Source organism: Bradyrhizobium sp. AZCC 1719 (assembly GCF_036924525.1).
Lineage (GTDB): Bacteria > Pseudomonadota > Alphaproteobacteria > Rhizobiales > Xanthobacteraceae > Bradyrhizobium.
In genome coordinates this window covers 1,750,251-1,770,654 of record NZ_JAZHRU010000001.1, presented here as the reverse complement: position 1 = coordinate 1,770,654, position 20,404 = coordinate 1,750,251, and the positions used below count along the sequence as shown (strand labels likewise).

Sequence of the window (20,404 nt, the reverse complement as noted above, 5' to 3'; positions counted from 1 at the left end):
TCGCTCGTCCCTCATGGTGAGGAGCGCGAAGCGCGTCTCGAACCATGAGGCCCCGTCTGTGGCCACATCCTTCGAGACGCCCGCTCAGCGGGCTCCTCAGGATGAGGGTTTGAACGGGTGTGAAACGGGCTGCCAAAGCCGATTACAGAGACTGCCACCGCCCCATTGTGAACCGCGCCAAAAGCTGCTAACCAGCCCGCGCTCGCGCGACTGGCGACTTTGGATGGAGCACCATCGGGAAGCGCGAGAGTAATCGCCGCGCGCCTGGGCATAAGCATCCCCTAACAAAGGACCTTGCCCATGACCGATACGACCCGCCGCGTGACCCGCGCCCTGTTGTCCGTTTCCGACAAGACCGGCCTGATCGAATTCGCCCAGGCGCTGGCGGGACATGGCGTCGAGCTGGTCTCGACCGGCGGCACGGCGAAGGCGATCGCCGCCGCAGGGTTGAAGGTCAAGGACGTCTCCGAACTTACCGGCTTCCCCGAAATGATGGATGGCCGCGTCAAGACGCTGCATCCGAAGGTGCATGGCGGCCTGCTCGCGATCCGCGACAACAAGGAGCACGCCGACGCCATGAAGGCGCACGGCATCGCGCCGATCGACCTGCTTGTCGTCAACCTCTACCCGTTCGAGGCGACCGTCGACAAAGGCGCTGCTTACGAAGACTGCATCGAGAATATCGATATCGGTGGGCCCGCGATGATCCGGGCGGCCGCCAAAAACCACGACGATGTCGCCGTCGTCGTCGAGGCGCAGGACTATCAGGCCGTGCTCGACGAACTCGCCGCCAACAAGGGCGCAACGACGCTCGCGTTGCGCCGCCGCCTCGCCGCAAAAGCCTATGCGCGTACTGCCGCCTACGATGCAGCGATCTCGAACTGGTTTGCTACAGAGCTCAAGGACAATGCGCCGGATTTCCGCGCCTTCGGCGGCCGGCTGATCCAGTCCTTGCGCTATGGCGAGAACCCGCACCAGACCGCGGCGTTCTATGCAACCCCCGACAAGCGGCCCGGCGTCTCCAGCGCGCGGCAATTGCAGGGCAAGGAACTTTCCTACAACAACATCAACGACACCGATGCGGCTTACGAATGCGTCGGTGAGTTCGATCCGAAGCGCACCGCGGCCTGCGTCATCGTGAAACATGCGAACCCCTGCGGTGTTGCGGAGGGACCCGATCTCGTCACCGCCTATCGCCGCGCGCTCGCCTGCGACTCGACGTCGGCCTATGGCGGCATCATCGCAGTCAACCGCACGCTGGATGCGGAGGCCGCGCGCGCCATCATCGGCATTTTCACCGAAGTGATCATCGCCCCCGACGCCACCGAAGAGGCGATCTCGATCATCGGCAGCAGGCGTAATTTGCGCCTGTTGCTCGCGGGCGGCCTGCCCGACCCGCGCACGGTCGGCCTGACCGCCAAGACGGTTGCCGGCGGCTTGCTGGTGCAGAGCCGCGACAATGCGGTGGTTGAGGACATGGACATCAAGGTTGCGACCAAGCGCGCGCCGACCGACGCCGAACTGCGCGATCTCAAATTCGCCTTCCGCGTCGCCAAGCACGTCAAGTCGAACACCATCATCTACGCCAAGGACCTCGCCACAGTGGGCATCGGCGCCGGCCAGATGAGCCGGGTCGATTCGGCGCGTATTGCCGCCCGCAAAGCACAGGATGCTGCGGCCGAAATGAAGCTCGCTGAACCGCTGACCAAAGGCTCCGTCGTCGCATCCGATGCGTTCTTCCCGTTCGCAGACGGCATGCTGGCCTGCATCGAAGCCGGCGCAACGGCGGTGATCCAGCCCGGCGGTTCGATGCGCGATGAAGAAGTAGTCAAGGCCGCCGACGACCACGGCATCGCGATGGTGTTCACCGGCGTCAGGCATTTCAGGCACTGAGTGAATGATAAACGCCGTAGGGTGGGCAAAGGAGCGCCAGCGACGTGCCCACCATCCATCACCGATCGCATGGCTTGACGGTGGGCACGCTCGCGCTTTGCCCACCCTACGGCACCGGTGATGTGATTGCCCTACGAGCAAATCAATTCTGATTTTCCGAAATCATATCAAGTCCCGGAATCAAAAATATTCCGCTTTCGTTCTCACGCAAATCAGATGCATAACTCCGCCCGTCTCACCCATTGAGGGGCGCTCGCGATCGTCACGAACGTGCGGTGAGATGCGATGGACGCGGAATGCGCAAGACGTAGGCGCAGGATCCGCCTTCGCTAAAGCTTCGGCGGACCGGTACCAAACCCGGCGAAGCCTCTTGGCGAAGACGGGAGCGTACGGCGAAGTCGTGTGGTTCGGACGCCGCGGTGCTGGCGTTAAGTTGGCGGGAATTTCCCGTCGGCGACGGAGGCAAAAGAGCCGTTCTCCGGGGAGAGCACGAAGTAAGCCGTGAAGCCATTGCGCAGGGAAGGCCGGGATGCTCCCGCTGTACCTGTATGCTCGTGTGCGTGTTCTTTATGCGCAATTGCACACGAGACCGCGGGTGCAGCCAGCACCCGGTCTTCCCTGCGCCCTTTGAATGAGAGGGCGGGAAGTTGAGAGCAAACCTCGGACGCAATGCGCCGCGAGATCGCCGCCTCATATTCGGTTGTCATCGTCCGCGAAGGCGGACGATCCAGTATTCCAGAGACGCCAGTGATTGAACGGATGAGCCGCGGCGTACTGGATCCCCCGCCTTCGCGGGGGACGACAGTGGTGTGTGCGGCGCTATCTTCCCGTCATTGCGAGCGGAGCGAAGCAATCCATCTATCCCCGCGCTGAGGCATGGATTGCTTCGCTTCGCTCGCAATGACGCGGATGGGCCGCGGCAAAACCGGAAACCCGCCTTCGTGGAGAGCAATGCGCGACAGTCGCTCCCCCTCACTCCCGCACGCGCGACAGCAGCGCCAGGCCCGCGACGAAGAACAGCACCAGCAGCGCCATGCCGGCTTTCTGGCTTGCGGTCACGGCCGTGATCGCGCCGATCAGGAGCGGACCGATGAACGACGTCACCTTTCCGGTCAGCGCGAACAATCCAAAGTATTGCGCGATGCGATCCTTCGGCGCGAGACGGATCAGCAGCGTGCGCGACGCCGCCTGCAGCGGGCCGCCGGCCGCGCCGATCAGGCACCCGAGCACGAGATAGGCGCGCTCGGCGGCGCCGGAGAACAGCGCGCCGCCCGGAGCTGGTGGCGCGACCTTCACGAACAGGATCGAATCCTTGTCGACCAGCAAGATCGCGGCGAGCGCAAGCAGCAGGATCGTGAGGCTACCGGCGATAACGCGCTTGGGTCCGAACCTGTCGTCGAGCTTGCCGCCGAGCCAGGCGCCGAAGGTGCCCGCGATCGCCAGCAGAATTCCGAACGTCCCGATCTGGATCGTATGCCAGCCGAAGGTGCCGGCGGCGTAGATGCCGCCGAACGCGAACAGCGACACCAGCCCGTCGGTATAGATCATGTTGGCAAGCAGGAACGTCGCGATCGACTTTTGCTTCGGCAATTCGCCGAGCGTTCGCTTGAGCCCGCTCAATCCTTCGCGCAACGCCTCGCGGATTGGACGCCTGGCCGGATAATCCGGTGTGAACAGGAACATCGGCGTCACGAAAATGAGGAACCAGATGGCGGTCAAGGGACCGGTGATGCGATCGCCCTGGTGCGTGACCGGATCGAGACCGAACAACGGTGCCAGGCCGAACAGTGTACGCCCGGTCTCGGGACTGGCCGCCAGAAAGCCGAGCACGAGGATGAGGCTGAGGATACCGCCGATATAGCCGGTCGCCCATCCGGTGCCGGACAACCGCCCGATTCTGTCCGGCGGCACCAGCGTCGGCATCATCGCATTGTTGAAGACGGTGGCGAATTCGACACCGATGCTCGCAATCGCATAGGCCAACAGCAGTGGCGGGATGACGCTGGGGTCGCCCGGCTTTCCGAACCACATCAGGCAGGAGCCGATCACCAAAAGCGACCCGAAGCCGGCGATCCACGGCTTGCGGCGGCCGCTGGCGTCGGCGATGGCACCCAGCACCGGCGACAGCAGCGCGATCACCAGGCCGGCGGCGGCGGTGGCGAATCCCCACAGCGCCTGCCCCCTCGCCGGATCCGGCGCGACGAAGCCCGCGAAGTAGGGCGCGAAGACAAACGTGGTGATCAGCGTGAAATAAGGCTGCGCGGCCCAATCGAAGAAGATCCAGCTCACGACGGCGGCGCGGCGCGGATATGCCTGCAGAATCTCGGCGCCAACTGCCTCGGAAGCGATCACCGCCATGCCGGATATTTCCTTCAAAAGTCTCGTGAAGCGTTTTGCGTGCCGAAACCGAACCCATATAGCATGCGTCACCAACGCTGGCGCTGTTGCCCACGCGCCACACAGGCTCAAACTGCGGCGGATTTTCGATGACAATCTTTCAAATCACTCGGCGCAAGGCGATTGCCGCAATCGTGTTGGCATTTGCCTGCGGTGCGACCGCCTTTGCGCAGGAACGCCGCTTTTATTCGCCGGACCTCTCCGCCGTTCGTTCCATTGCAGCCGAACACGGCATGGTGGTCGCCCAGGAAAGGATCGCGGCGGAAGTCGGCGCCGACATTCTCCGGCAAGGCGGCAACGCGGTTGATGCCGCGGTCGCCACCGGCTTTGCGCTTGCCGTCACCTATCCGCGCGCCGGGAACATCGGCGGCGGCGGCTTCATGGTGATCCATTCGGCCGAGCGCAATGAAGACGTCGCCATCGACTATCGCGAGACCGCACCGGCCGCGACCACGCGCGATATCTTTCTGGGATCGGACGGCAAGCCCGATACCGACAAGTCGCGCAATTCCGCGCTTGGTATCGGCGTGCCCGGCACGGTGGCCGGACTGGCACTGGCGCTGGAGAAATACGGCTCCGGCCGCTTCACGCTCGCGCAAATCCTCAAGCCCGCCATCGAGCTCGCACGAGACGGTTTCGTGATCGCCGACGACACCGCCGACACGCTGCCGGACATGTATCGCCGGATGGCACGCTGGCCGAACTCGGCCAAGGCGTTCTCCCGTGACGACGGCACGGCGCTGCGAGAGGGCGACCGTCTGGTTCAGGCCGATCTCGCGGCAACGCTGTCGGCGATTGCCGAGCAGGGACCGCGTGGATTTTACCAGGGCCCGGTCGCCGAACGGCTGGCAAAAGCCGTCCGCGATGCCGGCGGCATCATGACGGCGGACGATCTCAAATCCTATGAGGCGGTGATCCGCAGTCCCGTGCGCGGCAGTTATCGCGGCTATGAGATCGTGTCGATGCCGCTGCCCTCGTCCGGCGGCACGGTGCTACTGGAAGCGCTGAACATTCTCGAAGGGTTTGCGATGGCGGACATGAAGCAGGGCTCGGCGCCCTCGTTGCATGTCATGATCGAAGCCATGAAGCGCGCTTACGCCGACCGGGCGCGCTATCTCGGCGATCCCGCCTTCGTCAATGCGCCGGCGAGTATCCTGATCGCGAAGGATTACGCGGCAAAGCAACGCGCCAGCATCGACCTTGCGCGCGCTACGCCCGCCGAGGCGTTATCCGTGAGCCTGCCGCGCGAGGGCAGCAATACCACGCATTATTCCGTCGTCGACGCCCGCGGTAATGCCGTCAGCAACACCTATACGCTGAATTTTTCCTATGGCGTCGGCCTCGTCGCCGATGGCACCGGCGTGCTGCTCAACAACGAACTCGACGACTTCACCGCAGCACCCGGCGCGGCGAACGCGTTCGGCCTGGTCGGCTTCGAAGCCAATTTGCCAGGCCCGGGCAAACGGCCGCTGTCGTCGATGTCGCCCACCATCGTGCTGAAGGACGGCAAGCCGGTGCTGGTGACGGGTTCGCCGGGCGGCAGCCGCATCATTTCAGCCGTGCTGCAGGTCGTGGTCAACGTGCTCGATTACAAGATGGACGTCGCCACCGCCGTGGCCGCACCCCGGCTGCACCATCAATGGATGCCGGATGTGGTGCGCGTGGAGCGCGGCTTCCCGCAGGAAACGCTGGATGCGCTAAAGGAGAAGGGCCATCAGGTGATCGAGCCGCTCGGCCAGACCTCGGCCAATTCGATCGCCGTCACGCCCACTGGCCTGCTCGGCGCCCCCGATCCGCGCACGAGAGGGGCGGCGGCGGTGGGGCAGTAAGCGTAGCAGTTGGATAATGAAGCCGCGCACTCGTAAGGGACGCAGGTTTGTAAGGGACGCACTAGCGGATGGGTTCCCTCCCCCCTTGCGGGGGAGGGTTAGGGAGAGGGGTGCCACTTGCTCGACTGTTCGACGCATCGCACGGACAAGGCTCTCGGCTTCGCCGATCGCTTAGCGAGGGTCGTTGACGCAGGATCGAGTATGTCTGCCGTCAGCGCCCGTGGCGTACCCCTCTCCCCAACCCTCCCCCGCAAGGGGGGAGGGAGCCGTTCGTTCGTGCGTCCATAACTGGAGGTTCTCGTCATGACATCCCTCATAGGCAAGACGTTGTTCATCTCCGGCGCCAGTCGCGGCATTGGGCTGGCGATTGCGCTTCGCGCCGCGCGTGACGGCGCCAATGTCGCGATTGCGGCGAAGACCGCCGAGCCGCATCCGAAACTCAAGGGCACGATCTACACCGCGGCGGAAGAAATTCGCGCCGCCGGCGGCAAGGCGCTGCCGGTGCTGTGCGACATCCGCGACGAGGCGCAGGTGATCGCGGCGGTCGAGCAGACCGTCGCCGAATTCGGCGGCATCGATATCTGCGTCAACAACGCCAGCGCCATCAGCCTGACCACCTCGCAAGCAACCGACATGAAGCGGTTCGACCTGATGTTGGGCATCAACACCCGCGGAACGTTCATGGTGTCGAAATACTGCATTCCGCATCTGAAGAAGGCGGAAAACCCGCACATACTGATGCTGTCGCCGCCGCTCGACATGAAGACGAAATGGTTCGAGCATTCCACCGCCTATACGATGGCGAAGTTCGGCATGAGCATGTGCGTGCTGGGCTTTTCGGGTGAGTTGAAATCCGCCGGCGTCGCTGTCAACGCGCTATGGCCGCGCACCACCATCGCCACTGCCGCGGTCGGCAACCTGCTCGGCGGCGAGGCGATGATGCGCGCCAGCCGCACGCCCGAGATCATGGGCGACGCCGCGCACGCGATCCTGACCAGGCCGGCGCGGGAATTCACCGGACAGTTCTGCATCGACGACAAGGTGCTGTACGCCTCCGGCGTCAGGGATTTCGAGCGCTACCGCGTCGATCCCTCCGTGCCGCTGATGTCGGATTTCTTCGTCCCCGACGACGACGTGCCGCCGCCCGGCGTCACCGTGCAGGCGCTGCCCTCGGTCGGCGCCACGCAGACGTCGCGCTAGAGATGAACACCGACAGCAATGACGGAGGAGATGTCAACGCCCGACCACATACGGCCCGCCCTTCTCCAGCGCGCGCGCATAGGCCGGCCGCGCGTGGATGCGTTCGAGAAACGCCATCGCTTTGGGATGGCCCTGCTCGAGCCCGCCGCGCGCCGCGGCGGCTTCCAGGGGAAAGCTCATCTGGATATCGGCGGCGGTGAATTCATTGCCGGCGAACCATTCGCTCTTGCCGAGCTCGCTCTCCCAGTAATCCATGTGCTGCTTGAGCTGCGGATTGACCAGGGTGGTCAGCGCCGTGTTGGAGACCTTGCGCACCAGCGGCCGCAGCAGCGCAGGCGCACGCTTCGGCATCAGCGTGAACAGCAGCTTCAAAAGCAGCGGCGACATCGCGGAGCCTTCGGCATAGTGCAGCCAATAGGTGTAGCGCAGCCGCTCCGGCGTGTTCGGCGGCGGGATCAGGCGGCCATTGCCATAGGTGCCAACGATGTATTCACAGATCGCGCCGGACTCGGCGATCGTATTGCCGTTGTCGGTGATGACGGGCGATTTGCCGAGCGGGTGAATGGCGCGCAGTTCCTTGGGCGCGCGCATGTCCGGTTGGCGTTGATAGCGGACGATCTCGTAAGCGAGGCCAAGCTCTTCGAGAAGCCAGAGCACGCGCTGGGAGCGTGAATTGTTGAGATGATGAACCGTCAGCATGGCGTCCCCCCTGGAGTTGGCGTGGCGTTGGTGCCAGCCGGGGGATGGAAAGTCGAGACGACCTTGAGCCAGGTCATAATTTACCCGGGGGATATTGACATCCGAAATTTATCCGGGTAAATATAGCGCACCGAAAATCCAGAGAATCTCCAATGGCCGACACGTCTCGCCCCCTGTTCACAGCCTTCATCGGCCCGCAACGCCTGGCGGCCGGCCCGCTCGCCGAGGTCGCGCTGGCGGTCATGCAGGCTTCCCGCAGGCCTGCCGTGCTGCCTATCATCATATTCAACGACGCGACCGGCCAGCCGATCGATCTCGACCTTCGCGGGACCGAGGGCGACGTTGTTGCCCGCCTGCCGCAACCGGCCTCGTCTCCGGAAGTCGAAGCCGATGAGGCTGCTGCGACGACTGGGCCGCGCGGACGGGGACGGCCCAAGCTCGGCGTGGTCGCGCGCGAGGTGACGCTGTTGCCGCGCCATTGGGAATGGCTCGGGGCGCAGCCCGGCGGCGCGTCGGTGGCGTTGCGCAAGCTCGTCGACGAGGCGCGCAGCGCCAATGGCGATGCGGATCGCGCCCGCGCGGCAAGGGACGCCGCCTATCGCTTCATGTCGGTGATGGCCGGCAATCTCGCCGGCTTCGAGGAAGCCTCGCGGGCGTTGTTCGCCGATGACCGGCGGCGCTTCGTTGTTCTCGTCGCCGGCTGGCCCGACGATATCCGCGACCACGTCGTCAAGCTCGCCTTTAGCGATCGCGCCGAGCCATAGGCGCGATCGCAATGCGCCAAAACATAAGGAGACTGCCGTGAGCTCAAATCCGCAATTCCTGTTCGATTTCGGCAGCCCAAACGCCTTCCTCAGCCATGAAGCGATTCCGGCGATCGAAAAACGCTCCGGCGTGAAGTTCGAATATGTGCCGATCCTGCTCGGCGGCATCTTCAAGGCCACCAACAACAAGTCGCCCGCCGAAACGCTCGCCGGCATCAAGAACAAGCGCGAATTCCACGCGCTGGAAACCGAACGCTTCGTGAAGCGCTTTGGGGTCAAGCCCTACGTCTGGAACCCATTCTTCCCGGTCAACACGCTGAACCTGATGCGCGCGGCGGTGGCAGCCCAGTTCGAGGGCGTGTTCGAGAAATATGTCGATGCTGCCTTCCACCACATGTGGATCGAGCCAAAGAAGATGGATGATCCCGAAGTCGCTGCCAAGGCGCTGACCTCGTCCGGCCTGGATGCTGCCAAGCTGCTGGCGCGATCGCAGGATGCGGATGTAAAGGCCAGGCTGATCGAGAATACGCAAAACGCGGTCGACCGTGGCGCGTTCGGCTCGCCGACGTTCTTCGTCGGCAAGGAAATGTTCTTCGGCAAGGAGCAACTTCGCGAAGTCGAGGAAATGATTTCGGGAAAGTAGCTGCCCAGATCAGACCACATGGTAGGCAAGCGAATGGTGAGTAGCGAATAGCGAATAGTTGGGAGTAGATTGCAGCCGGCATCTTCCTACTCGCCATTCGCTACTCGCTATTCGCCGTTCCAAAATCAACAATAAGGAAAGTTGATCCATGCGTATTCTCGTGGTCGGGGCCGGCGCCATCGGCGGCTATTTCGGCGGCAGGCTGCTTCAGGCAGGAAACGATGTGACGTTCCTGGTCCGGCCGAAGCGCGCTTCGGAACTCGCAAGCGCAGGTCTCATCATCAGGAGCCCCACCGGTGACGTGACGCTCGCGAACCCGCCGACAGTACAGGCCGACAAGCTCACCGAGACATTCGACGTCGTGCTGTTGAGCTGCAAGGCGTTCGACCTCGAGGATGCGATCAAATCTTTTGCACCTGCGGTCGGGCCGACAACCGCAATCATCCCGCTGCTCAACGGCATGCTGCACCTCAAGGTCCTGGACAAGAAATTCGGCGCCGACCGCGTGCTCGGCGGTCTCTGCGCGATCGCGGTGACGCTCAACGAGGCCCGCGAGGTGGTCCAGCTAGCGCCGATGCAGTCGCTTAATTTTGGCGAACGCGACGGCTCGATGTCGGAGCGGGTGCGTGCGATCGCAAAAGTGTTCGACAGCGGCAAGTTCGGTGCCGTGGCCAGCGAACACGTCATGCAGGATATGTGGGAGAAGTGGGTTTTCCTTGCTTCGCTCGCAGCCTCCACCTGCCTGATGCGCACCTCTGTCGGCAACATCCTGGCGGTGGCCGGCGGAAAGGATTTTCTGCTCGGCATGCTCGATGAATGCAGCGCGATTGCAAAGGCGTCGGGCTACGAGCCGACGGGACCGTTCTTCCAGCGTACCAGTGGCTTGTTGACCACCGAGGGCTCGCCGATGACCGCCTCGATGTTCCGCGATATCAAGGCGGGACTGCCGGTGGAAGCCGATCATGTGATCGGCGATCTCGTAGCACGCGCCGACGCGGCGAAGATTCCGGTGCCGAAGCTGCGCATCGCCTATACGCATCTGAAGGCATATGAGAAGCAGCAGGGGTAGTCCCCGTAGCCACTCAGAGATGCGCAAGATAATGCGCGAGTGCCTCGATCTCTTCCTCGCTGAGGGAATAGGCGACATCCGTCATCGCAGCCATCGCGCCGCCGGATCGCACTCCCGATTTGTACTCGCGCAGCGCCTTGACCAGGTATTCCTCGCGCTGGCCGGCGACGCGGGCGACCCCCTTGGTGCCGGCGTAGCTATCGGTGTGGCATGACGCGCAGCGCCGGCCGACGGCCGCCTGCTCTCCCTTCTTCGACAAATCGGGATTGTCGTCAGGCTTTGATGCCTTCGGCGGTTCGAGCGAGGCGTAGTAGGCGCCGAGGTTGCGAATATCCTCATTATTGAGCTGTTCGACGATCGGCTGCATCTGCTCGTTTTTGCGGGTGCCGGCACGAAAGAACACGAGCTGCCACTGGATGAATTGATCGGGCTGCGCCGCCAGCGAGGGAGTGTTCTCGATCTGCGAAATGCCGCCCTCGCCATGACAACCGACGCACAGCTCGGCTTTCGCCTTGCCGGCCGCGATATCAGCGGCGCGGGCGAGCGGCACGCAAATCACAAGCGCCAGCAGCGACCCCATCAATGCACTTCGCATTTCGACTACTCTCCGCCCTGTGCATCAAACAGCAAAGGCTGCGGCCACCCGTTCTCCAGGGCAAACCGCAGCCTCCGCCAGCTCAAATCCTACTTCTTGGTGTAGCTGATGCGGTAGATCGCACCGGCCCAGTCGTCGGCCACGAGGATCGAACCGTCCTTGTCCAGCAAGATATCGTTCGGCCGGCCGAGGTAGCCCTGGTCGCCTTCGAGCCAGCCAGAGGCAAAGATCTCCGATTTGGCGTTCTTGCCGTCGGCATCGACGATGACGCGCTTGATCCGGGCGCCCTGGTATTTGTGCCTATTCCAGGAGCCATGCTCGGCGATCAGGATGTTGTTCTTGTACTCGGCCGGGAATTGATCGCCGGTATAGAACTTCATGCCGAGCGGCGCGACGTGCGCGCCCAGATTGACGACGGGCGGCGTGAATTCCGAACACTTGTGGCCCATCGCGAATTTCGGGTCCGGCATGTCGCCCTGGTGGCAATAGGGATAGCCGAAATGCTCGCCGATCCTGGAGATCATGTTCAGCTTGTCGCTCGGCATGTCGTCACTGACCCAGTCGCGGGCGTTCTCGGTAAACCAGTATCGCCCGCTGCGTGGATCGATGTCGCCGCCGACGCTGTTGCGGACGCCGAGCGCCCAGATTTCGGCGTTGCCGGTCTTGGGATCGACGCGGCGGACCTGCGAAACGCTGGTCGGCGGAATGCCGATGTTGAAGGGAGGACCGAACGGCAGGTAGAACCAGCCATCCTTGTCGACGGTGATATATTTCCAACCATGAGCGATGTAGGACGGCATGTCGTCATACACCACCTTGCCGGCGCCGAGGTTGTCGAGATTGGCCTCGGCGTTTTCGTATTTGATCAGCTTGTCGACCGCGACGACGTAAAGCGCGCCATCGAGAAAGGCGAGGCCGGTCGGCATCTTGAGGCCCTTGAGAATGGTCTTGACTTCTTTCTTGCCGCCATTGTCCTTGATCGCATAGACATTGCCGAGTTCGAACGAACCGACGAACAGCGTGCCCTTGTCGCCCCACGCCATCTGCCGCGCGGACAACACGTTAGACGCATAAACTTCGATCTTGAAGCCGTCGGGCAGCTTGATCTTCTTCATCAGCGCCGCCAGTTCTGCGTCCGAGGCGCCGGTCGGCGGCCCTGACGGCGGAGCGAGGCCCTTTTGTTGTTCGGTCTCATCGCCGAGGAACCAGTCTGGCGGCGGATTATTCCAGAAGTCCTTGGTACCGGACTCGTATTTCTTCAGGGCCTTCTGTTGCGCAGGAGCCTGGCTGGCCCCCGCAACAACAAGGATTGCTGCGAGCGCAACAATAGATCGATTGAAAGCCGATTTCATCGCGTCACTCCCTATGCAGCCGGATGGGCCGCGCCTGTTATTATTTTGAACTTTCGAGAGACGAATATGGTCTGGTGAAGTGTGGCAGACCGAAAAATGGTAGCACATCCGGTGCCGGAGAGAAGCGCACGCCACGCGGTTCAGCACACGCGAGGCAAATTGTGAGACGGATTGGCAAGCCGCACGTTCAATCCGCTCTTGCGCCGCTGCATCGCAATAACCGCGTCGAGCTAACGCGCGCAAGGCGCATGAGTGGGCGGCGTTCCACATCAAGCGGACCGCTTGCGCTGTCACCGATTGATAAACGAACAACGCAATTGTGGTCCATTTCATACAGGAGTGGATCAAACCCTGAGAAAACCATTCGGCATACCCATCAACGTCAGTCTCCCCTCGCCGGGTTTGAGCGAGCGTCCGTATGGCCAACAAGCGGATCATTCTGCTCTCGGACGGCACCGGCAATTCCGCCGGCAAAGTCTGGCGGACGAATGTCTGGCGTGTGTTTGAATCGCTTGATCTGACGAGTTCGCAACAGATTGCGTTCTACGACGACGGGGTCGGCACCTCGTCCTTCAAGCCGTTTGCGATCCTGGGCGGCGCTTTCGGCTTCGGCCTGAAGCGGAACGTGCTTGATATCTACAAATTTGCCTGCCGCAACTATCGCTCGCATCTGGACTATCTGGCGCTCGAGGCTGCCGCTGCGAAGGTCGAGGGTCGCGAGGAGAGATACGGTCCCTGGCAGAGCGACGACATCTTTGCATTCGGGTTCAGCCGGGGGGCCTTCACCATCCGCGTGGTGAACGGGCTGATCTGCGAACAGGGCCTGGTGAAATACCAGACCGAAGAAGAGCTCGATCGAAAGGTCGCCGCGGCCTATCGCGCGCACCGGGCAGAGACGTTCAAATCGCAGTTTCAAATCGAATGGGCATTTCGAAAGCTGCGCAACCTGTTCGTATCAGCCAAGCACGACAAGAACGAGCGCCCGGTCGATCACATCGCCTTCCTCGGCCTTTGGGATACCGTCGCCGCCTACGGCCTGCCCATCGACGAAATGACCCGCGGCGTCAGCCGCTATCTCTGGCCGCTCGAACTGCCGGACCGGCAGCTTCATCCACTGGTGCGCAAGGCCTGCCATGCGCTCTCGCTCGACGATGAGCGCACGACGTTTCATCCGCTGCTGTGGGACGAGAGTCCGGAGACCGTTGTCCCCGGTACCCGGAAGACCAGTTCGGAACGGATCACACAGGTCTGGTTCGCCGGCGCGCATTCCAATGTCGGCGGCGGATATCCGGACGACTCGCTCGCCCATGTGTCGCTGACCTGGATGTTGTCAGAGGCGCGCAGCCGCGGCCTTGCCTTGAAGGCGGCGCCGGGCGCCGATCCCGACGCGTTTGCGCGGGTGCAGTCGACCCAGGACAAGGACGGCCGCATCTACGATTCCCGCAACGGGCTCGGCGGCTACTACCGCTACGGGCCACGGAGCGTGACCGCGCTGTCGGATACGAAATTTTCCGACGACAAGCGCGATTGCGTGAAGATCGCAATGCCGAAGATCCACGAAAGCGTATTCGACCGGATCTCCGTCGATGCGCATCTTTATGCGCCGGTCGCACTGCCACCGGTCTATGAAATATTGACCTACGACGAGAGGATCGTCACCCCGGACAAGCTGACCGTCCCGCCGGGCAGACCGAAATATGAGAGCCTGGCCTCCGCCCGTCAGCGCGAGCTCACCCAGGAGCACGTCGTCGGAAGTTCGATCTGGCGGCGACGCATCATCTATTTCCTGACCGTCATCGCGTCGCTCTATTTGCTGACCTATCCGCTTACATCCACCGCGCCGGCCGCCGCCGAATTCACCACGCCCCTGCGACCGCTTTCCGATCTCATTCGGATGGTCGGACTCGCCTTGCCGGGCGCTGCCTCACGCTGGATCAACGCCTATGCGAGGGAGCCGCTCTGGTTTGTGCTTTGCGCCAGTCTTGTCGCGCTGCTGCTATGGTTGAGCGCCAGCCTTAAGGACCGGATCACCGATCAGATGCGCCGCGCGTGGCGGGTGAGCCTTGCAAAGGTCGATTTACACCGGAGCGAATCCAAACCAAGGCTCGGCCTCAACACATCGCAAATGGTGGTGCTGGCTGGCCTGCTCTTTGTCGCGCTCTATCCGCTACCGGGTTGGACCGGCTACAGCTTGCCAAAGCTGTCTGCCTCGCCGCAGACCTTCATCGACCGGATCACCCACCCCTATTTCCAGTTCTTCGCCTTTGCCGTCCTGGTCACCATGTTGCTCCCCGACAGGACGATCGCGCGCTTCAGACTGAAGGACGCCTACCGGCGATTGCTCACCAACATCAAACTCAAGGTCGCGCCTGCATTCTTTGCGGTTTTCCTCCTGGTCGGCGGCATCGCTTTCGCCAGCCACTATCTTTTCAACATTCGCGACAGCCTTGGCCACTTCTGCCAGCCGGCGGAAAAGCCAATCACGCTGGAGGTGTGCGACCCCGATGATATGAAGCTGTGCAAGCGCGCGCCCGACGGCAGCTTCCCTGGCACCTGCACGTCGGCGGCGTGCCGAGGGGTCGACTTGGCTGCATTCAACACCGCCGACCTTTGCACACCCGTGGGCGTCATGCTCGAGAGGCGCGGACATTATCAGTTCGTTCTGGAAAAGGATGGCGACTGGTCGTTTCTCGGCGCGCCTTCGAGCCCCGGCGGAATGCCGCTCCGTGCGTTCCTGCCCAACTGGAAGAAGAACGGTGCAACCGATCCGACCGTTCCACTGGGCCGATTCGCTTTGCTGGCGGCAGCTTACCCGCTCAAGCGAACACTCGACCGGCCCTTTGGCCACGTTATCCTCCGCTACGGCGAGACCGGCAATGAGGAGAACTTCATTGATGGCGAGCCAGCGAACGGCCGCCTTGACGAGAGATTCAGGGCTACCCGCGACGGGCAGTTGTTCGTCTATCTGAACCAGCCGGTCAGCGGCGTTTTCCCCGGCCTGTTTGGCGGCGTGAACTCAGGCAAGGCCAGGATCTGGGTCTATCGCATCCCGAGGTGAGCGACCCGTCAGAAGTAAGGATGCCGCCGCCGGAGCGCACCCGTTGCCGGCGGTAAACGAAAGGCCGCCAAATGGCGGCCTGTCGTTGGATCTAGTGCTTTGCCATAGAGAAAATCTGGAGCGGGCGAAGGGGCTCGAACCCTCGACCCCGACCTTGGCAAGGTCGTGCTCTACCACTGAGCTACACCCGCATCCGAGATGGCGGCGATCGCTCGCCGTCAACGGCAGACCTATGCCAAATGCGGGCTGCGAATGCAACAGTCCGCGCACGGTCCGAAGCTTTTCCGGATAATCCGATTTCTTTGACCAAATAGGCTCGAATCCGTCCGAAACAACGGCAAAATGGAATTTATCGGGCCTCGTGCCATCGCCGGGAACCCTGAATCATCTGCCAGCGCGATAGCCCGATTCGCGGGCCGCGAGCCCTGGGGCCATTCGGACGGTTGGGAACGCCGGCCGGAGTGGCGGTTGCACCCTTCATTCGCGGAATGTCCCATGGTCAGCACAGCTTGAAGGCGGCGAAGCCTGGACCGATTGATTTTTGCGGCCAAGCCGCCATCTAGCGAACGAGAACTTGGTTCCGGACCGTGCTAGAAGCAGCCGGACCCGCAGCCGATATTCTGCGTTCCTTCTCGAGACATCAGGCGAGGATACCGTGACGATAGTTGAGCAGGGCGGCGGCCCGGCACCGCAGGCAGTACCCGATCTGATCAAGGAGACGACCACCCAGACCTTCGTGAAGGATGTCATCGAGGAATCGAAGCGCCAGCCGGTGCTGATCGACTTCTGGGCGCCCTGGTGCGGCCCCTGCCGTCAGCTCACGCCGGTGCTGGAAAAGGCGGTTCGGGCCGCCAAGGGTAAGGTCAAACTGGTCAAGATGAATATCGACGAGCATCCGGCCATTCCGGGCCAGATGGGCATTCAGTCGATCCCGGCGGTGATTGCGTTCGTGGGCGGCCAACCCGCCGACGGTTTCATGGGCGCGGTGCCGGAGAGCCAGGTCAACGCATTCATCGACAAGCTCACCAAGGGCATGACGGCGCCGGGTGAGCCGAACATTGCGGAGATCCTGAAGGAGGCTGAGGCCGTGCTGGCGGAAGGCGATCCGGCCGCCGCAGCGCAGATCTATGCCGAGATACTCGGTTTCGATGCCACAAATATCGCCGCCCTGGCGGGACTGGCGAAGTGCTACGTGACGACGGGTGCCGTCGAACAAGCCAAGCAGACGCTTGCGATGGTGCCGGAATCGAAGCGCAACGACGCCGCCGTCAAGGCGGTGCAGGCCTCGATCGATCTTGCCGAGCAGGCCCAGTCGGTCGGCCCGGTGACCGAGCTCGAACAAAAGGTCGCCGCAAACCCGCTCGACCATCAGGCGCGATTCGACCTGGCGACGGCGCTCAATGCGCTCGGCAAGCGCAACGAGGCGACCAACCAATTGCTGGAAATCGTCAAGCGCGATCGGAAGTGGAACGACGACGGCGCGCGCAAGCAGCTCGTGCAGTTCTTCGAGGCGTGGGGCGGCACCGACGAAGCGACCGTCGAGGGACGCAAGCGGCTGTCGACGATCCTTTTCTCGTAGGACGTCCACACGCGCGGGACATGGTTTTGTGAAGAGAACACCCACCGAACCAACCAACTGACCGGGACTGCAGATGCCGATCAATGCCGAATACCGCGGACCCGGCGAGCTTCCCGAAATCATTCCGGTATTTCCGTTGCCGGGCGCGCTGTTGCTGCCGCGCGGCCAGATGCCGCTCAATATTTTCGAGCCGCGCTATCTGGCGATGGTGGACGACGCGCTGCGCGACGGCCACCGGCTGATCGGGATGATCCAGCCGGATATTTCCCATACCAAGGACGAGGCAAGGCCGGTGCTGTTCCAGGTCGGCTGCGTCGGCCGCATTACCCAGCTCGCCGAATCCGGCGATGGCCGCTACATCCTCGAATTGACCGGGGTCGCCCGCTTCAAGGTGGTCGAGGAAATCGCAGCACTGACCGCGTACCGGCAATGCCAGGTGGACTTCTTCCCCTATGCCGACGATTTCGTCGCGCGCAAGGGCGAGGAGGAAGTCGACCGCACGGCGTTGCTCGACGTGCTGAACGATTTCCTAAAAGCCAACAATCTGAAGGTGGATTGGGAAGGCATCGAGAGCGCTCCGAACGAGGCGCTGGTCAACGCGCTCGCGATGATGTCGCCGTATGGTCCTGCTGAGAAACAGGCGATGCTGGAGGCGCCGGACCTGAAAACCCGCGCCGAGATCCTGATCGCGGTGACCGAAATGGACCTCGCCAAGAAGGGTACCAGCGGCGACACCGGGCTGCAGTAAGCCTCTAGCTAATTAATACCCGGCCACCGCGAGCACGACGACGGCGCCGAGGGCTTTCCAACCGAAGCCGCGGCCGCGCGACCACCACGCATTGGCGGCGGCGGCAAAGGCGTAGACCACGACGATCGTTGCGACGATCCAGTGCCGCGCGCTCTCCGATCCAAACGAGGGCGCGGCAATCAGCAGCACGCCGCCGCCGATCCAGGCCACCGTACCCGCCTGCCATACCAGGCGGATGAGGGTGCGCAGGCTTTCGGGCTGGATGGTCGCCTTGGCGAACACCTTGGTTTCCCCGAGCACGCCATGGATCAGGGCCACCGCTATGCCGGCGACGCCGGCGCATTGCAAAATGAGATCGCGCATCGATAACGTCTCCATACACTGCTGTATGGTTATGCGCCTGCATTCTGGCGCCTGTCAATACAGTGGTGTATGGTGGCAAGATCGCGGAACCCGGCATGAACGATCAACTATCGGCAAAGGACTGGCTCGATCAGGGCCTGAAGACGTTGGCAACCCGTGGCTTCACCGCGCTGAAGGCGGAGCCTTTGGCCAAGACGATGGGAGTGTCGCGCGGCAGCTTCTATTGGCATTTCGCCGATATCGGCGCGTTCCATGCCGCCATCCTCGCGCGCTGGCATGAGGTCGCGGCCGAGCAGATCATCGCCAATGTCGAGGCGGCCTCGAAGGACGAGAACCCGCTCGCGCTGCTGCTGCGCCGCGTGTTCGGCGAACGGCTGATGCTGGAACGGGCGGTCCGCACCTGGGCGAGCGTCGAACCCGCCGCCCGCGCCGCCGTGCAGGCGATCGACCGGCGCCGGCTCGGCTATGTCGAAGGTCTTTTGACGCAATCCGGATTGTCGACGGATGTGGCCCGCGCCCGGGCGCAAATCCTGTATTGGGCGTTTCTCGGCTTTGCGCTGTCGGATCAGCCATTGCCGAAGGCACGACAACAGGCCGTGGTGGACGAATTGGTAAGGATGTCAGCGTCATGACACCTCGCGATTTGGTATGCTAGGGGACTACGCCTATCTGGAGAGAGTAAATGACAGCCCCGCCCGAACGCCTCGGCACCGTCGATCCAAAGTTGCTGGAGATCCTGGTCTGTCCGGTGACCAAGGGTCCGCTCGAATTCGATTCGAGCCGGCAGGAATTGATTTCGCGTTCCGCCAAGCTCGCCTATCCGATCCGCGACGGCATCCCGATCATGCTGCCGGAAGAGGCGCGGAAGATCGAGTGAGGGTAAGCGCTGCCCTCTCCACGTCATTGCGAGCGAAGCGAAGCAATCCATCTCTCCGCTTGTTGCTGCATGGATTGCTTCGTCGCTTCGCTCCTCGCAATGACGACGGCTAGCAGCTACAGCGCCTCGCCCTTCAACAGCCGCGGCACCTCGCCCGACAATCCCGCCGCCTGGCGGATGAACAAGTTCTTCAGCGGCGGCGCGCGATCGACGAGGCCGAGGCCGATATCCCGCACGGTGCGCAGCAGCGTCGATTCGTTCGAGAACAGAAAATTCAGCGAGTTGGTCGCAACGCCCATCGCCATGGTGTCGAACCGCCGCCAGCGCTGGTAGCGGTCGAGTACATCGGCCTGCCCGGGATCAATGCCGAGCCGGGCCGCGTCGACCACGACTTCGGCCAACGCCGCGACGTCCTTCAGGCCCATATTCAGCCCCTGCCCTGCGATCGGATGAATCACATGCGCGGCGTCGCCGACCAGCGCCAGCCGCTCGGCGATGAATGAGCGCGCAACGAAATAGCCGAGCGGAAACGCGCGCGGCTTGTCGAGCGCCTTGATCTCGCCGAGGTGCAGCCCGAAACGCTTCTCGAGCTCATCGTGGAATTCGGCTTCGCCGAGCGTGGTAATGCGTGCGGCCTCGGTGCGGCTCTCGGTCCACACCAGCGACGAGCGCTTTCCACTCAGCGGCAGGATTGCGAACGGACCCGCCGGGAGAAAATGCTCTTCGGCGCGGCCGTGATGATCCCGCTCATGGCCGACGGTGACCACGATGCCGGCTTGATCGTAGTCCCAGCCATTGGTGGCAATGCCGGCGCGCTCGCGCAGTCTCGAGCGCGCGCCGTCGGCGGCGACCAGCAGGCTTGCCTCGATGACAGCGCCGTCGGCGAGCGTCACGGTGACGCCATCGGAACGTGAATCGTAGGTCGATACCGCCGTGGCCCGGAGATCGATGCCATCGGCCTCGGCGCGCTCGACCAGCGCGTCGATCAGGCGGCAATTCTCGACCATGTGGGCAAATGGCTCGCCGGGTTCGACATCTCCCGCAAACGTCAGGAATACCGGACGTGTCGCGTCATCCAACCGGGAATCGGTAACGACCATGTCGAGGATGGCTTGCGAATCCGACACCTGATTCCAGACGCCGAGCGTCTCGAAAAGCCGCCGGCAGGCGGCCACAATGGCGGTCGCGCGTGGGTCGCGGCTCGGCCGCACCCCGAGCGCAGGATCGGCGACGACGACGGGAATCTCCGCGCCAAGGGCCTGGCGGAGCGCCAACGCGAGCGCCAGCCCGGCAAAGGCGCCGCCGCAAATGACAATACTTCGCTGTGTCGCCATGCGA

The 20,404-nt window shown here is 62.9% G+C and carries 17 protein-coding genes, 1 tRNA gene and 1 riboswitch; of the genes, 11 read left to right on the top strand and 7 right to left on the bottom strand.

The annotated features are described in order from the left end of the window. The first annotated feature begins 196 nt into the window (after positions 1 to 196). Positions 197 to 277, top strand: a riboswitch (ZMP/ZTP riboswitch). A gap of 23 nt (positions 278 to 300) precedes the next feature. Further along, positions 301 to 1,893 carry a bifunctional phosphoribosylaminoimidazolecarboxamide formyltransferase/IMP cyclohydrolase gene (gene purH / locus V1292_RS08470; protein ID WP_334371747.1) on the top strand — a complete coding sequence of 531 codons (1,593 nt, stop codon included), beginning with the start codon at positions 301 to 303 and terminating at the stop codon, positions 1,891 to 1,893. 972 nt (positions 1,894 to 2,865) lie between these two features. Here purH and V1292_RS08465 read toward each other — a convergent pair. After that, a complete protein-coding gene (locus tag V1292_RS08465) occupies positions 2,866 to 4,251 on the bottom strand; it encodes an MFS transporter (protein WP_334371745.1) in 1,386 nt (461 codons plus the stop codon). A 128-nt stretch (positions 4,252 to 4,379) separates the two neighbouring features. On the opposite strand from V1292_RS08465, the gene ggt reads away from it, so the two are divergent. Then, positions 4,380 to 6,119, top strand: coding sequence for a gamma-glutamyltransferase (gene ggt / locus V1292_RS08460; protein ID WP_334371743.1), 1,740 nt, complete (start codon positions 4,380 to 4,382; stop codon positions 6,117 to 6,119). Positions 6,120 to 6,422: 303 nt separating this feature from the next. Then, a complete protein-coding gene (locus V1292_RS08455) occupies positions 6,423 to 7,319 on the top strand; it encodes an SDR family oxidoreductase (protein WP_334371741.1) in 897 nt (298 codons plus the stop codon). A gap of 33 nt (positions 7,320 to 7,352) precedes the next feature. Here the strand turns inward: V1292_RS08455 and V1292_RS08450 are convergent, their stop codons facing one another. Continuing rightward, positions 7,353 to 8,018 (bottom strand): glutathione S-transferase family protein, encoded by a 666-nt coding sequence (locus V1292_RS08450; RefSeq protein ID WP_334371739.1) that lies wholly within the window; start codon positions 8,016 to 8,018, stop codon positions 7,353 to 7,355. A 152-nt stretch (positions 8,019 to 8,170) separates the two neighbouring features. Here V1292_RS08450 and V1292_RS08445 point away from each other — a divergent pair, with 152 nt between their 5' ends. The 3 genes from V1292_RS08445 (at position 8,171) to panE (ending at position 10,494) form a co-directional block, all read left to right on the top strand. After that, entirely contained in the window at positions 8,171 to 8,782 is a 612-nt protein-coding gene (locus V1292_RS08445; RefSeq protein WP_334371737.1) for a DUF2239 family protein, read from the top strand. A 37-nt stretch (positions 8,783 to 8,819) separates the two neighbouring features. Then, complete coding sequence (locus V1292_RS08440) at positions 8,820 to 9,425, top strand: 2-hydroxychromene-2-carboxylate isomerase (RefSeq protein WP_334371735.1); 606 nt, start codon at positions 8,820 to 8,822, stop codon at positions 9,423 to 9,425. Positions 9,426 to 9,573: 148 nt separating this feature from the next. After that, positions 9,574 to 10,494: a 2-dehydropantoate 2-reductase gene (panE, locus tag V1292_RS08435; RefSeq protein ID WP_334371734.1), complete on the top strand. Its 921-nt coding sequence runs from the start codon at positions 9,574 to 9,576 to the stop codon at positions 10,492 to 10,494. A 13-nt stretch (positions 10,495 to 10,507) separates the two neighbouring features. On the opposite strand, the gene V1292_RS08430 is transcribed toward panE, so the two are convergent. Both V1292_RS08430 and V1292_RS08425 read right to left on the bottom strand, forming a co-directional pair. Then, on the bottom strand, positions 10,508 to 11,089 hold the full coding sequence (locus V1292_RS08430; RefSeq protein WP_334371732.1) for a c-type cytochrome: 582 nt from the start codon (positions 11,087 to 11,089) through the stop codon (positions 10,508 to 10,510). 89 nt (positions 11,090 to 11,178) lie between these two features. Further along, the gene (locus V1292_RS08425) at positions 11,179 to 12,441 is read right to left on the bottom strand and encodes a PQQ-dependent sugar dehydrogenase (protein ID WP_334371731.1); all 1,263 of its coding nucleotides are present in this window, start codon (positions 12,439 to 12,441) and stop codon (positions 11,179 to 11,181) included. Between the two features lie 418 nt (positions 12,442 to 12,859). Between V1292_RS08425 and V1292_RS08420 the strand changes: the two genes are divergently transcribed. Then, positions 12,860 to 15,499, top strand: a complete 2,640-nt coding sequence (locus V1292_RS08420) for a DUF2235 domain-containing protein (RefSeq protein ID WP_334371730.1) — start codon at positions 12,860 to 12,862, stop codon at positions 15,497 to 15,499. 116 nt (positions 15,500 to 15,615) lie between these two features. Here V1292_RS08420 and V1292_RS08415 read toward each other — a convergent pair. After that, positions 15,616 to 15,690 (bottom strand) — tRNA-Gly (locus V1292_RS08415). Positions 15,691 to 16,154: 464 nt separating this feature from the next. Here V1292_RS08415 and trxA point away from each other — a divergent pair. Continuing rightward, positions 16,155 to 17,078, top strand: coding sequence for a thioredoxin (trxA, locus tag V1292_RS08410; RefSeq protein ID WP_213286599.1), 924 nt, complete (start codon positions 16,155 to 16,157; stop codon positions 17,076 to 17,078). Between the two features lie 73 nt (positions 17,079 to 17,151). Continuing rightward, a complete protein-coding gene (locus tag V1292_RS08405) occupies positions 17,152 to 17,826 on the top strand; it encodes an LON peptidase substrate-binding domain-containing protein (RefSeq protein WP_334371727.1) in 675 nt (224 codons plus the stop codon). Positions 17,827 to 17,838: 12 nt separating this feature from the next. Here the strand turns inward: V1292_RS08405 and V1292_RS08400 are convergent, their stop codons facing one another. After that, positions 17,839 to 18,189 carry a hypothetical protein gene (locus tag V1292_RS08400; RefSeq protein WP_334371725.1) on the bottom strand — a complete coding sequence of 117 codons (351 nt, stop codon included), beginning with the start codon at positions 18,187 to 18,189 and terminating at the stop codon, positions 17,839 to 17,841. Positions 18,190 to 18,284: 95 nt separating this feature from the next. On the opposite strand from V1292_RS08400, the gene V1292_RS08395 reads away from it, so the two are divergent. Together V1292_RS08395 and V1292_RS08390 are read left to right on the top strand one after the other, a co-directional pair. Further along, positions 18,285 to 18,821, top strand: coding sequence for a TetR/AcrR family transcriptional regulator (locus V1292_RS08395; RefSeq protein WP_334371723.1), 537 nt, complete (start codon positions 18,285 to 18,287; stop codon positions 18,819 to 18,821). 50 nt (positions 18,822 to 18,871) lie between these two features. Then, positions 18,872 to 19,066, top strand: a complete 195-nt coding sequence (locus V1292_RS08390) for a Trm112 family protein (protein ID WP_334371721.1) — start codon at positions 18,872 to 18,874, stop codon at positions 19,064 to 19,066. Between the two features lie 116 nt (positions 19,067 to 19,182). Here the strand turns inward: V1292_RS08390 and V1292_RS08385 are convergent, their stop codons facing one another. Next, the gene (locus tag V1292_RS08385) at positions 19,183 to 20,400 is read right to left on the bottom strand and encodes a ubiquinone biosynthesis hydroxylase (RefSeq protein WP_334371719.1); all 1,218 of its coding nucleotides are present in this window, start codon (positions 20,398 to 20,400) and stop codon (positions 19,183 to 19,185) included. Positions 20,401 to 20,404: the final 4 nt, after the last annotated feature.